The 14450-nt window shown below is 38.3% G+C and carries 8 protein-coding genes; all 8 read left to right on the forward strand.

What is annotated here, in order from left to right:
- The first annotated feature begins 161 nt into the window (after positions 1-161).
- Positions 162-3551 carry a HEAT repeat domain-containing protein gene (locus ESB04_RS01655; protein WP_129025587.1) on the forward strand — a complete coding sequence of 1130 codons (3390 nt, stop codon included), beginning with the start codon at positions 162-164 and terminating at the stop codon, positions 3549-3551.
- Between the two features lie 93 nt (positions 3552-3644).
- Complete coding sequence (locus ESB04_RS01660) at positions 3645-3947, forward strand: hypothetical protein (protein WP_129025588.1); 303 nt, start codon at positions 3645-3647, stop codon at positions 3945-3947.
- Positions 3948-4079: 132 nt separating this feature from the next.
- On the forward strand, positions 4080-5681 hold the full coding sequence (locus ESB04_RS01665; RefSeq protein ID WP_129025590.1) for a SulP family inorganic anion transporter: 1602 nt from the start codon (positions 4080-4082) through the stop codon (positions 5679-5681).
- A 75-nt stretch (positions 5682-5756) separates the two neighbouring features.
- A complete protein-coding gene (locus ESB04_RS01670) occupies positions 5757-8261 on the forward strand; it encodes a YbcC family protein (protein ID WP_129025592.1) in 2505 nt (834 codons plus the stop codon).
- Between the two features lie 4 nt (positions 8262-8265).
- Positions 8266-10131: a proton-conducting transporter transmembrane domain-containing protein gene (locus tag ESB04_RS01675; RefSeq protein WP_129025594.1), complete on the forward strand. Its 1866-nt coding sequence runs from the start codon at positions 8266-8268 to the stop codon at positions 10129-10131.
- 132 nt (positions 10132-10263) lie between these two features.
- Entirely contained in the window at positions 10264-11667 is a 1404-nt protein-coding gene (locus ESB04_RS01680) for a glycoside hydrolase family 30 protein (protein ID WP_235832157.1), read from the forward strand.
- Complete coding sequence (locus ESB04_RS01685) at positions 11664-13034, forward strand: Gfo/Idh/MocA family protein (protein ID WP_129025596.1); 1371 nt, start codon at positions 11664-11666, stop codon at positions 13032-13034. Before ESB04_RS01680 ends, ESB04_RS01685 begins: the two co-directional genes overlap by 4 nt.
- Positions 13035-13043: 9 nt before the next feature.
- Positions 13044-14438, forward strand: a complete 1395-nt coding sequence (locus ESB04_RS01690) for a sialate O-acetylesterase (protein WP_129025598.1) — start codon at positions 13044-13046, stop codon at positions 14436-14438.
- Positions 14439-14450: the final 12 nt, after the last annotated feature.

Below are 14450 nucleotides of genomic sequence, written 5' to 3' on the forward strand. Positions count from 1 at the left end.
CAAAAATACATTTTTTTAGTTTCGATGTTCAGGAAATATTTTTTGCTTTACCCACATACATTTCCATAAAATTACCGGGTACTTGGGTATATAATATGTCATTTTGTCTTTTTAGATTTGTCATTCTGTAAGAAATTTTCGCCTCAAAAACACCATCACATATGAAATTAAAGTACCTCCTTGCGCTTGTAATTGTTTCCGCCATTTCCTATTCCTGTAGGAATCAAATGGAAAAAGATACCTATCGAGTAATCCTAGAAGACCAAGATAATTTGGCAGAAAAAGCCAGGATAGCCAAAGAAAAATCACCCATAAAAATTGCTCCAGGCTTACAAATTACCCGTTTTGCCTCAGATTCATTGGCTCCAGATCCAGTAGCCATGGACATAGACGATAAAGGCGCCATTTATATCACTCGTACCAACCGGGGAAAATATTCAGAGTTTGATATTCGGGGGCACAGAGATTGGATGACAGAATCCATCGGATTTCAATCTGTCGCTGACAGAAAGGCCTTTTTACACAAAACCTTTGCGACTGAAAATTCAGAAAAGAACAATTGGCTTCCTGATTTAAATAATGATGGTGTTCATGATGTAAATGATTTAAAAGTAGAAAAAGAAGAAATCTGGAAAATTGAAGATAAAAACGGAGATGGTTTGGCTGATCAATCTACCCGCATTTTTAATGGGTTTCATGAGGAATACACGGATGTGGCAGGGGGAATCTTAATGCGTAAAAAAGATGCATTTATTGCTGTGGGACCAGATTTGTGGCGACTTAAAAATACGAAGAAAAACGGACTCTTAACTGACCCAGTATCTATTTCAACGGGTTATGGAGTACATATTGGATTTGGTGGACACGGGATGTCTGGAGTTATCGAAGGACCTGATGGAAAGATTTATTGGCAAATTGGAGACATTGGAGCGAATATAACAGCAGTGGATGGAAAACAATATAAATACCCAAACTCTGGGGTAATTGTTCGTTCTAACCCTGATGGAAGCAATTTTGAGGTATTTGCATCGGGATTACGAAATACTCACGAATTCGTATTTGATCATTATGGTAATCTAATCAGCTCTGATAATGATGGAGACCATCCGGGAGAAAGCGAACGTTTAGTGCATGTTGTAGAAGGCTCAGATGCGGGTTGGAGATCCAACTGGCAATATGGAAAATACACAGATCCTTCCAACAACTTATATAAGGTTTGGATGGATGAAAAATTATACGTTCCACGTTGGAAAGGACAAGCCGCTTACATTATTCCTCCTATCCGTAATTATCACAATGGACCAACGGGTATGTTGTTTAATCCTGGAACAGCTTTGGGTAAAAAGTGGACTAATAAGTTCTTCTTGGTGGAATTTGTAGGAAATCCTAATGCCTCTCACATTTGGTCGTTTGATTTAAAACCAAAAGGAGCATCCTTCGATTTCAAATCTGAGGAAGATATTGTGAGTGGAATTTTACCAACAGGTATGAGATTTGGACCCGATGGAGCCTTGTACGCAGCCGACTGGGTTTATGGTTGGGATGTAAAGCATTTTGGTCGTGTGTGGAAAATTGACGTAGATACTAAAAATAATGACTTAGAAAAAGAACGAGCTGAGACGAAACGTTTGATCCAATTGGATTATGAAAAACAAAGTCCAGATATGCTGTATGATTTACTGTTTTACAACGACATGCGTGTACGCCAGAAAGCGCAATTTGAATTAGCCAAAAGGGGTAAAGCCTCGGTGGCCATATTCCAAAAAGCAATTCAGCAACGGGAAAATCAATTAGCCCGAATTCATGGAATTTGGGGAATAGGGCAATTAGGTGCTTCTGATGCACTAATTGGTAGTCAATTGGGTGCCTTATTGAATGACCCAGATGAGGAGATCATTGCACAAGGTGCCAAGGTCTTAGGGGATATTTTTAATAAAGATCATGAAGACAAGTTGATTCAATTATTGAATTCAAAAAATTCACGTATCAACTTCTTTGCATGCCAGGCATTGGGAAGAATCAAATCGGAAAAAGCCATTCCAGGATTATTAAGTGTGTTAGAGAAAAATAATGATGAAGACCATTACATCCGTCATGCTGCGGTTTTAGCTCTTTCTAGGATAGGCAAAGAGGAGCCTATTGTGGCCTTAGCTAAATCAAACCATACCGCACTTAAAACTGCCGCTGTACTCGTATTACGTCGACTTTCTAGTCCTCAATTGGCTTTATTTTTACAAGATTCCGATGAATACATTGCCACAGAAGCGGCTAGAGCTATCAATGATGATGAGTCCGTTCCAGCAGCATTACCGGCATTAGCAGCGGCATTGAATAATAAGGCTTGGAAAGGAGAACCATTATTGCGTAGAGCTATTAATGCATGTTTACGTGTAGGAGGTACTCAAGAGATTGATGCCTTAATTCAATTTAGCGAAAGAAACGACAATTCTGATGTCATTCGTGCGGAAGCCATTGCAACCCTTGGTTCATGGGCTAATCCTTCTGTGCTAGACCGCGTTGACGGTCGTCATAGAGGTGTTTTGCAAAGAAACCCTGCAGATGTAGTGGAACGCATCTACCCTAAAGTAGCCAACTTTTTACGCAGTTCTAATCCAGAGGTATTAATTGCCACAGCAAAATTATTGTCAGAGTTGAAAATTAAGGACTTCAGAAGTGAGCAAACCCAGATATTTTTAAATCATCCCAATGCCAAAGTACGTTCAGCTCAATTGGCATCATTAGTTGCCTTAAATGACAGTCATTTAGCGCTTTTAGTACAAAAAGGAATGAATGATGCAGATAGAAGTGTACGTGGTGCTTCCTTGAGTTTCTTAAATAAAATTGATTTTTCAAAGGCTCAATTACCTCATGTGGTTAATCCCATCATAGAAAAAGGTAGCGTATTGGAACAACAGCAATTATTGCAAAGTATAGGAAAAATGCCTGTAGATAAAACGGAGGATGTTTTGGCCGACTTGATTGAAAAAATGATTGCCAAAAAACTATCGAATGACATACGATTAGACCTAGTAGAGGCTGTTGAGGCAAGCAATTCACAAAAATTAGTAGCCAAATTAGATGCCCTAAAAACGAAAGGAACCTTAACAGACGAATTTAAAGATGCGTTATTTGGAGGTAATATCCAGGCGGGGAATAGTATTTTTTACCGTAATCAAATAGTACAATGTGTGCGCTGCCATAATGCTGGAGGAGAAGGTGGAATTGTAGGTCCTTCACTGAAAGGTATTGGCAACAGATTAAGTAGAGAACAAATTTTACAGGCTTTAATTGAACCAAGTGCTCGAATTGCTCCTGGATATGGAACAATTACGTTAAAGTTGACGGATGGACAAGAAGTAAGCGGAACCGTAATTTCCGAGAACGAGAGTTTGATTCAATTAAAAACATCCGAGGCAGAACCTTTAAAAATAGCTACTTCAAGAATTAAGTCAAGAGAAAACTCTCCATCCAGTATGCCACCAATGGGAAGTTTAATGTCGAAAAGAGAAATTAGGGATGTTGTAGAATTTTTATCATCTTTGAGAAATTAAAATTATTTATATTTGATATAAATATTTTTTATGCGAATAAATCGGCATTTCTTACTTTTCGTCAGTATATTCTTTTTCATGGTCACCGCGTCCATGAAACAAGTACTAGGCATAAAATCTGAAATAGCCGTTGATCATACCATTAAAGTCGAAAAAACTGAGTCAAAGGATTTCGGTTTTTTCGACTTTTTTATGGAAGAAAGCCTCGATTCCACGGAAGAGGAAGAAGATGGGGAAATTACCCATTTTGATTTTGGATTTTTTTCAGAAGGAAATCAATGTTTGTTTTCTTTCTCTGGTTTTTTGGCCAATTTTCCAAAGGCCAATGTGCGTTATAAAAACTATAGCGCATCAATCATCCCATTTTTTATACGATTTAGAAATATTAGGCTGTAGAATAATCCCGCACATTATTCTTAATTCAATTTGCCTAATTGAAAAATCTCACACTCTAACAAGGAGCTTAATTGCTATTTAAAGTTTGACCAGCAATCTTTAAATGGGGTTCAGCTATATTGAAAACATCGTATGAAAAATATCACAAACCCTATCCCGAAAGATGGATTTGACGGATTGAAAGAAAATTTCAGTTCCGATGCCATTTCTGGATTCATTGTTTTTTTATTGGCTCTACCTTTAAGTTTAGGTATTGCCAAAGCTTCCGAATTTCCACCCCTAATGGGCTTATTAACTGCCATCATTGGAGGAATTATAGTCAGTTTATTTTCCGGTTCTAGATTAACTATCAAAGGTCCAGCCGCAGGACTTATCGTGATCATCGTTGGGGCTGTTGCTGATTTTGGTGGAGGAGAGCAGGGCTGGCACTATGCACTGGGGGCCATAGTAGTGGCAGGTATTATCCAAGTGCTATTTGGCGTATTTAAATTAGGAAAACTAGTCGACTTTTTTCCTCTTTCTGCCGTTCATGGTATGTTGGCCGCCATTGGTTTAATTATCATTTTCAAGCAAATACCCGTTTTACTTAATGTAAACCCAGCCATGGCCAAGGGAAAAAGTCCTTTTGAATTGGCGGCATCCATTCCAGATTTCATCATGAATTTAGACAGAAATGGGGCCATTGTGGGTATTCTTAGCTTTTTAATCATGATGACATGGCAAAATATTCCTGTCACATTTTTGAAAAAAATCCCTGCGGCTTTGATTGTTTTATGTATCGCCATTCCTGCCGAAATATTCTTGGATTTTAAACATACCGAACCTGCAAGTGCTCTTGTTAAAATTGGTAGTTTGATTGATAACATACATGTGAATGTTGATTTTGGAGGCTTTGCCAACTCATTAATTTTCATCAAATATGTCATCATGTTTGCTTTGGTGGGATCATTGGAGTCATTATTGACTGTCAAGGCAATCGATATGCAAGATCCATACAAAAGAAAGTCTAATCCCAATAAGGATTTAATTGCGGTGGGTATTGGAAATACTATATCAGGTATTTTAGGAGGATTACCCATGATTTCAGAGGTAGCACGTAGTTCTGCCAATGTCAACAATGGAGCAAAAACCCGATGGGCCAATTTTTTTCATGGATTTTTCATTCTGGTATTTGTGGTTTTTGCCGCACCTGTAATTGAATTAATTCCAAATGCCGCTTTAGCCGCCATGTTAGTATCGGTGGGTATTAAGTTAGCCCATCCTAAGGAGTTTATTCATATTTTCAATATTGGTAAAGGACAATTAGCCATCTTTTTGATTACTATTTTCTTTACCTTATATGAAGATTTGTTGGTTGGTATTGCTGCTGGTATATTGGTAAAAATCATCATTCATGTGGCTAATGGAGCGCCAATATCTAGTTTTTTCAAAGCATCCGTTACAGTATCCTTTAATGAGGACCAATATTTAGTGGAAGTAAATAAAGCCGCAGTATTCACAAATTATATGGGCTTAAAAGCTAAATTGGATGCTATTCCACAGGGTATGCATGTCACCATGGATTTTAGTAATACCCAATTGGTGGATCATTCCGTAATGGAGAACTTGCATCATTTTGAGGCTGATTACATAGCTGCTGGTGGTACATTTTCCATCACAGGTTTTGATGAGCATATTTTATTGTCAGAACATAAATTAGCTGCTAGAAAGAAAAAAATTGATTCTGTTAACTAAATAGATTAGTTCAATCCACTAACATTTGTCATCATTCCCTTAAACAAAAGTTTGAGGGAATAAAAACATGAAAAAATGAACATGACACATCAGGGGTTTCATGTGGAGCATGTGCTACATGAATTAAAACATTATTTACCAGCACAGGCTCCCTTAATGGATTTCGTGCACCATAATACACTGCACGCATTTCAACATTTGCCTTTTCATGAGGCGCTAAAAACAGCTCAAACTACCTTGGGATATCAGGTTTACTTGAGTCTGGAGCAGTTTAGAGACCTGTACGATACCAAACGAATTAATGATGATATTTTAAATAATGTCATCGAGAAAAGAAAAGGTGTAAAAAAATTATCTGATTGGAAATATAAACTTTTGCAGCAGAAAGTCTCGGAGCTACCAAAACCACGAATTGGTGCTTTAAGAGGTCAATGGAAGCAAGTCCATAACATCGACCTAGACTCCATGGTTCATCCCCATCTATTCCGATTGATATCCAGTTATTTGGATCAAGGAATTTCAATTTGGCGTTTCCCAATCGAAAAACATGGTTTTTGGGAAGCTGTAAAAGAATTGGAAAGAAATAGTTGGGTTAGCTTATTCAAAGGTAAAAGAGCCAAAAGCTTATTACAGAACGAAAACACAACTTTAGAGGATTTATTAACTATTTTAGTGGGTTCTCACCCCCATTTATTTGAGCAATATCTATTTGATCAACAATTTGCTCATCAGGGCTGGTCAGGAATGGTTTCTACCGTTGAAGATTTACCTCAAACCTTGTTAGACCGGAGAGAAATAAGTCTTCTAGATCTGATTAAACTAGAATGTTTATTGGAAATAGATGCCATTGATTATCTGTTGTCAAAGGAATGGATTGGAATAGGAAATACTTTAGACGACACATTACCCTCCTTACATGATCCAGTGGAAGATTCTGAAATCATGGAGATTTTATCCATTTTTCAAGAGGCTTTTGAATGGACCTATTATGATCAGGTCCTAGCGGGATTACAACAGGAGTCAAATAAATCGAAAAACAATGCGGTAAAAAGTTTTCAAGGACTTTTTTGCATAGACGATAGGGAATGTTCATTCAGACGCTATTTAGAGGCTATTGATCCTAAATGTGATACCTATGGAACCCCTGGTTTCTTTAGCGTGGAATTCTTTTATCAACCCATTGGTGGTAAATTTTATTCAAAGCTATGTCCAGCACCTGTAACACCCAAATACCTCATTAAAGAAATAGGTGATGAAAAAAAACGAGAAACCGATCCTCATTTTTCTAAGCATAGCCACAATTTTTATACCGGTTGGATCATTTCACAGACCTTAGGATTTTGGTCTGCTCTCAAATTATTTGGAAATATTTTTAAACCTAGGATGAGTCCTGCTACGGCCTCGTCATTAAGGCACATGGATAAATTCTCTAAACTACAGGTGGATTATGATGCCCTGTTCCAACAAGAAAATGGCTTACAGATTGGTTTTAAAGAAGATGAAATGGCCAATCGGGTAGAGGCTATGTTAAAGAGTATAGGTTTAGTCAAGGATTTTGCACCCATAGTATATGCAGTAGGTCATGGTGCTAGCTCAGTGAATAATCCACATTATGCTGCCTACGATTGCGGTGCTTGCTCAGGTAGAGCGGGTTCAGTAAATGCACGAGTAGTCTCTCAAATGGCAAATAAACCTGAGGTACGCGCTATTTTACGAGAAAGAGGCATAGATATTCCTAAGGAAACCATTTTTGTGGGAGCTTTGCATGACACGACCCGAGATGAAATTGTCTTTTATGACGATGAGCTCAAAGATGAAAATTACAAAAACCTGCATGCTCAACATGTACAAGTATTTGAAAAGGCACTTGACCTCAATGCGAAAGAGCGTTCCAGACGATTTGAATCCATTAACACCGAATTAAGTCCTCGTGAAATTCATGAGAAAATCAGACTTCGTTCGGTATCCTTATTTGAGCCGAGACCTGAATTAAATCATGCCACCAATGCCTTGTGTTTAGTGGGCAGGAGGGAACTTTCCAAAGGAGTATTCTTAGACCGGCGGTCGTTTTTAAACTCTTTTGATTACCGAGTTGACCCTGAAGGAAATTTCCTTTTGAATATTTTAAAAGCTGCTGCACCCGTTTGTGGAGGTATCAATTTAGAATATTACTTTTCTCGGGTAGATGGTGAAAAATTGGGTGCAGGGACCAAATTACCTCATAATGTCATGGGGCTCTTTGGGGTGGCTAATGGTATCGATGGTGACTTGAGACCTGGACTTCCATCACAAATGACAGAAGTTCATGATCCCATACGATTATTAATGATCGTGGAGCATTTTCCAGATGTTATTTTACAGACCATTCAGAAGTCGCCGGAAACCTATGAATGGTTCATCAATGATTGGGTTATTTTAGCTTCTATTAACCCTGAAACCAAAGAAATTCAGGTATTCAAAAATGGTCAATTTTACCCATACACACCGATAAACCGTCATTTGGAACATATCCAAGATATTGAAGAATTATTGGAGAGCAATCAAGAAAATTTTCCCGTGTATCTAATTCAACAAGATTAATATCATGCCTAATTTCCTTCCTATATTTATATTAATTCCTCTGACAGGCTTTTTAATCAGCTTGATTTTACCTCAAAAGGATGAAAAAAAAATCTCCATCACGGCCTTTGGCACTTTGGGAGTTCAATTAACTGTTGCCATGGTGTTTATTACCAGTTGGGTAAGTCAAGGGGCACCAGAATGGCAAATAAACAGCTGGATCTTATTTCAAAATAGTGATTATACCTTTCAGTTAGATTTTCTGTTTGATTACATCACCAGTGTTTATTTACTTGTAGGTGCTATTTTAACCTTTCTAGTCACCTTATATTCTCGCTATTATTTACATCGTGAACCTGGTTATAAACGTTTTTTTAATACGACGCTATTCTTTTACTTAGGATATTGCATAACTACCTTATCGGGCAATATGGAAACCTTATTCGTGGGTTGGGAAATGCTGGGAATATCTTCCTTTCTGTTAATTTCCTTTTATCGGGAGCGTTATTTGCCTGTCAAAAATGCGGTGAAAGTATTTTCTATTTATCGAATCGGAGATGTGGGAATCATTTTGGCGATGTGGGCCAGCCATCATTTATGGCACCAAAACATTACTTTTTCGCAATTAAATAATGCTGAAATTGTACATGAGCATTTACAAACACATAGTTTAATTGGGGTATTTATTTCATTGATGCTCTTGGTTTCTGCTAGTGCCAAATCCGCACAGTTACCTTTTTCATCCTGGCTACCGAGAGCTATGGAAGGCCCAACACCTTCAAGTGCTATCTTTTATGGTTCTTTGTCCGTACACATCGGGGTATTTCTAATGCTCAGAACCTTTCCTTTCTGGGAGCACCAAATCTCTATTCGTATTCTAATATCAGCCATGGGACTCACTACTGCACTTATTACTACGGGGATTGCTCGGGTACAATCATCGGTAAAAAGTCAGATCGCCTATTCGTCCATTGCTCAGATTGGATTAATTTTCATTGAAATGGCTCTTGGCTTCGAAAAATTGGCCTTGTTTCATTTTGCAGGAAATGCCTTTTTAAGAACCTATCAATTGCTTGTTTCCCCTTCGGTGGTAAGTTATTTGATTCGAGAACAATTCTATCATTTTGAACCTAAAAGCAGTACCGTAGAAGATTCATTTCCAAAGAAACTTCGGAATTCCTTATACCTATTATGTTTACGAGAATGGAATTTAGATTCTATGATGTACCAATACTTGTGGAATCCAATGAAGTTGGCAGGAAATAAACTTAATTTCCTGACAGTCAAGCGATTAATTGGAGTTTTTATCCCAATCTTAATCGCCATTTTAGTATTTAAAAATGGAAATTATTTCAATGAACAATGGACTAAATATATGCCAGTTGCATTGAGCTTAGTCGGTTTAATTTTAGTATTAAAATCCTTCACCCAAAGAAGAAGCCTACGATTAAGTTGGATTTTGGTCATCATCAATCACATTACCATCGCGGTAGCTATTTCATTTAATGAAAGCTATGATAACCGTGAAACCTGGATATATTTGAGCGGAATTTTAATAGCAGGGATTATTGGTTATGCCTGCATCATGCGCTTATTCAAATTGGAAGGCAAAATTTTGTTGAATCGCTTTCATGGTCTTTCACTAGAGCATCCTAAAATTGCCTTTGTCTTTTTAATGGCATGTTTAGGATTAACTGGATTTCCCATTACTCCTACATTCATCGGGGAGGATGTTATTTTTTCCCATATTCATGAAGAGCAATTTGCATTGGCTGGAATCGTTTCATTGAGCTTTATTTTAGATGGTTTATCCATTATGCGCATATATGCCCGAATTTTTATGGGCCCTAATTCTAAAACGCATACGGAATTTTCAAATCGATATTTTTAATCTACCTTAAAGTACGTTTGAATTGAAGCGAGACCTTCACAGGGCTCGCTTTTTTTATTGAAAAATTGCAAGATAGAATTGAACAATTTCAAAATATGAATATCTTTAAGTTTGCAAATTAATATCATATGTATGAGGGTAATGAAAGCTAATCCATGGATCATTTGGATGCTTTTAGTTCTGTTTGTTTCTATAAGGACATACGCTCAGTCCATTGAAAGATGGCTTAGTATTCCCCTGAAAAAACAAATGTTTCAGGCTATGCCCGCTTTATCTTGGGAAGCTTTATCCTCATCTAATTCAGAAGACATTGAGATAAATCCTAAGGACCTAGATCAAACAATTGATGGTTTTGGCTACACTTTAACAGGAGGTAGTGCCCACTTAATCCAATCACTAGCTACTCCAATCAAAAAAGAATTATTGCTGGAATTATTTGGCAAGTCCAATAATCGATTAGGCCTATCCATCATCAGAATAAGTATTGGAGCCTCCGACTTAGATGAAAAAGTTTTTTCCTACAATGACCTGGGACCTGGTGAAACAGACCTAACACTCAGTCGATTTAGTTTAGAGGAGGACAAAAAAGCACTAATTCCTTTGTTAAAAGAGATTTTAAAGATTAATCCCGAGATAAAAATATTGGCCACACCTTGGAGTCCTCCGGTCTGGATGAAAGACAACCATTCAAGCCAAGGGGGACAACTTTTACCAAAATATTACAGGGTCTACGCTCGATATTTCTTGAAATATATCCAAGAAATGAAAAAGCAAGGAATTACAATATATGCTGTAACTCCCCAAAATGAGCCATTGCATCCAGGAAATAATCCAAGCTTGTACATGCCTGCAGAGGAACAATTGATTTTCATTCGGGATCATTTGGGGCCAACATTCAAAAATAAGGGTATTAAAACTAAAATCATTTGCTTTGATCATAACTGCGACCATCCAGATTATCCCATACATATTTTAAATGATCCGAAAGCAAGTCAATACATCGACGGCTCAGCCTTTCATTTATACAATGGGGATATCAGTGCATTAGCACAGGTAAGGACAAAACATCCAAATAAAAATCTCTATTTCACAGAGCAGTGGACTGGTGCTAAAGGTGAGTTTGCAGGTGACTTTATGTGGCACATAAAAAATGTGGTCATAGGTGCAATGAATCAAGGTTCAAAGACTGCTTTGGAATGGAATTTGGCTAATAACCGACAATTGGGCCCACATACACCAGGAGGCTGTACGGAATGCTTGGGAGCCTTAACTATTAGTGATCAGATTGAAAGAAATGTAGCCTATTACATCCTTGCCCAAGCCTCGCGTTTTATTCCGGCTAATTCCCAAAGGATAAAGCTTAAGCAAGTACCGGGATTAGCTTATGTAGCGGTTAAACGACCTGATAACAAAATCAGTTTGTTAGTTCAAAATGAAAACAAAGAAAGCAAACAACTATCAATCAAATACTTACATAAGGCCGTGAAGCTAGACCTTCCTGCCTCATCCGTTTCAACTTTTATCTTTAAGCTATGAAAACATTCAACATTAATCGAAGACATTTTTTAAAAGGAGCGACCGCCAGTTTGGCTCTTTCGCATTTTGGTGCCTATGGACTGGATTTAATTCATCCAGACAAACCCTTGCGTGTAGCCCTTATTGGAACAGGCTGGTATGGAAAGAGTGATTTATTCCGATTAATCCAAGTGGCTCCTGTAGAAGTAATCGCCCTTTGTGATGTAGATAAAAATCAGTTAAATCAGGCAGGGAAATTAGTCAGTGAGCGTCAAAAATCTGGAAAGGTGCCTAGATTGTACGGAGACTATCGCAAGCTTTTAAAAGAAAATGAACTAGATATTGTGCTAGTAGGTAGTCCTGACCATTGGCATCCATTGCAAATGATAGATGCAGTGAAGGCTGGCGCACACGTGTATGTTCAAAAACCTATTTCAGTGGACGTTTTAGAGGGGGAGGCCATGGTAGCTGCCGCAAGAAAATATGGTAAGGTGGTACAAGTAGGTACTCAAAGAAAAAGTACGCCTCACTTGATTCATGCCAAAAATGAAATCATAGATAAAGGCCTATTAGGAAAAGTAGCTCATGTAGAGATGTATTGTTATTACCACATGAGAAATAATGGCAATCCACCGGTACAAGCAGTCCCAGATTATTTTGATTATGAAATGTGGACTGGGCCAGCACCTATGAGACCTTATGATGGCATTCCGCACATCCGCTGGTGGAGAACTTTCAAAGAATATGGCAATGGAATCATGGGAGATATGTGTATTCACATGTTTGACACAGCTCGTTGGATGCTGGGACTTGGTTGGCCAAAGAGAATCAGCTCTCAAGGAGGTATTTATGTACAAAAAGAAGGTAAATCAAACATTGCAGACACCCAATCAGCCGTTTTTGAATACGATGGCCTGAACTGTGTATGGCAGCATAGAACCTGGGGAACTCCTAATGACCCCGAATATCCATGGGGATTAACTATTTATGGAGAAAAGGGCACTTTAAGAGCTAGTACCATGAAGTATGACTTTACACCTACAGATTCCAAACAAAAGAGTCTTCACATGGATGTAGTATATGAAAAAGAAAAATATCCAGAAGATTTAACTGAAGAGAGAATTGAGCTTAATGCAGCTCCAGCTACTCGTTTACACATGTTAGATTTCTTGGCGGCCATTGATAAAAAATCAAAGCCTATTGCGGACATCAGCGAGGGACATATTTCTACGGCAAGTTGCTTATTAGCTAACGTTTCCATGGAATTGGGTGGACGACCAGTCATATATGATCCTAGTGCCAGAATAATCGTCAATGATCCTCAAGCTACGGCCTTATTGGCCAGGCCATACCGCGGCCCATGGAACAGAAATATGTTAAAATCATAAGCTCGAACAATGAAAAAATACTTTTATCTACTCGTTTGCTTGGGAATAAGCTTTTTTTCCCAAGCTGAAGTTCAATTACCTGCTATCATAGGTGATCACATGGTTTTACAGCAAAAAGCCAAAGTAACTTTGTGGGGCTGGACAACCAATCCCACGGAAACTGTAAAGATTAAAGTGGATTGGGATACAACCCGATACCAAACCAAAGCGGTTTTAGGTAAATGGAGTATTCAAATATCTACTCCAGCGGCCGGAGAAAGTCACCAAATAGAATTTCAAGGAAATAAAAACACCTTGGTTGTAAAAGACGTCGTCATGGGAGAGGTGTGGTTATTCTCTGGTCAAAGTAATATGGAATGGAGTGGCGACCAAAACCTACAAGAAACTTTGGATGAGATGCCGAATGCCACCAACAAGCAAATTCGATTTTTCTACATACCTAAAGCTACTTCTTCGTTTCCTCAAGAGGATGTAAGAGCAAAGTGGGTTGTCTGCAATCCTGAGGCTATGAAGTCCTTTTCTGCGATTGGCTATTTCTTTGGTAAAGAGTTGAATCAAAAATTGGGCGTTCCCATGGGTTTAATCAATTCCAATTGGGGAGGTACGCCAGCGGAAGTTTGGACCCCTGAGGATGTATTAAACAAAAAGCCTCACTTATGGGAAGCTGCCAAAAAGCTACGTCCCAATTCGTTTTGGTCGGTCTATCCTGGATTAAATTATAATGCCATGATTGCACCTATTTCATCATATACCATCGCAGGTGCATTATGGTATCAAGGTGAAAGTAATGTGGGCCAATATGCTACTTATGCGGAGCTGATGGAGAGCATGATCACTTCTTGGAGAACTGCCTTTAAAAACAATTTCCCCTTCTATTTCGCGCAAATTGCTCCTTACAGCAAGTATGGGGATAATAACTTTGGGGCAAAATTGAGAGAGGCTCAAACCAAAAATTTAGCCATTGAAAAGACGGCAATGGTGGTTTTAACGGATTTAGTACCAGATGTGACCAATATACATCCTACCAAGAAGGTTGAAGTGGCTCATCGTTTTGCCAATTTGGCATTAGTAAGACATTATGGACAAGATGCAGGCCCCATATTTTATCCTAAATACGATAGACATCGGGTGGAAAAGGGTAAAATCCGTATCTACTTCAAGGAACTTAATGGCAAATTAATGGCCAAGGATGGAGATCCATCTCATTTGACTATTGCCGGAGAAGATCAGAAATTTTACCCTGCCCAAGGGAAAATTGATGGTAATACCCTAGTAGTATCTTCTCCAGACGTCCCTAATCCAGTAGCCGTACGCTATGCCTTTAGTAATGATGCCATCCCAAATCTATTCAGTAGAGAGGGATTACCCGTGAATTTATTTCGTACCGACAATTGGGATAACTAAACCTTTTAAAAA

The sequence above is a fragment of the Aquirufa rosea genome (assembly GCF_004118285.1).
GTDB lineage: Bacteria > Bacteroidota > Bacteroidia > Cytophagales > Spirosomataceae > Aquirufa > Aquirufa rosea.

Coding starts and splice junctions, on each gene's coding strand:
- ESB04_RS01655 (WP_129025587.1), top strand. CDS start 162: ATGAAATTAAAGTACCTCCTTGCGCTTGTAATTGTTTCCGCCATTTCC.
- ESB04_RS01680 (WP_235832157.1), top strand. CDS start 10,264: ATGAGGGTAATGAAAGCTAATCCATGGATCATTTGGATGCTTTTAGTT.
- ESB04_RS01665 (WP_129025590.1), top strand. CDS start 4,080: ATGAAAAATATCACAAACCCTATCCCGAAAGATGGATTTGACGGATTG.
- ESB04_RS01660 (WP_129025588.1), top strand. CDS start 3,645: ATGAAACAAGTACTAGGCATAAAATCTGAAATAGCCGTTGATCATACC.
- ESB04_RS01670 (WP_129025592.1), top strand. CDS start 5,757: ATGAACATGACACATCAGGGGTTTCATGTGGAGCATGTGCTACATGAA.
- ESB04_RS01675 (WP_129025594.1), top strand. CDS start 8,266: ATGCCTAATTTCCTTCCTATATTTATATTAATTCCTCTGACAGGCTTT.
- ESB04_RS01685 (WP_129025596.1), top strand. CDS start 11,664: ATGAAAACATTCAACATTAATCGAAGACATTTTTTAAAAGGAGCGACC.
- ESB04_RS01690 (WP_129025598.1), top strand. CDS start 13,044: ATGAAAAAATACTTTTATCTACTCGTTTGCTTGGGAATAAGCTTTTTT.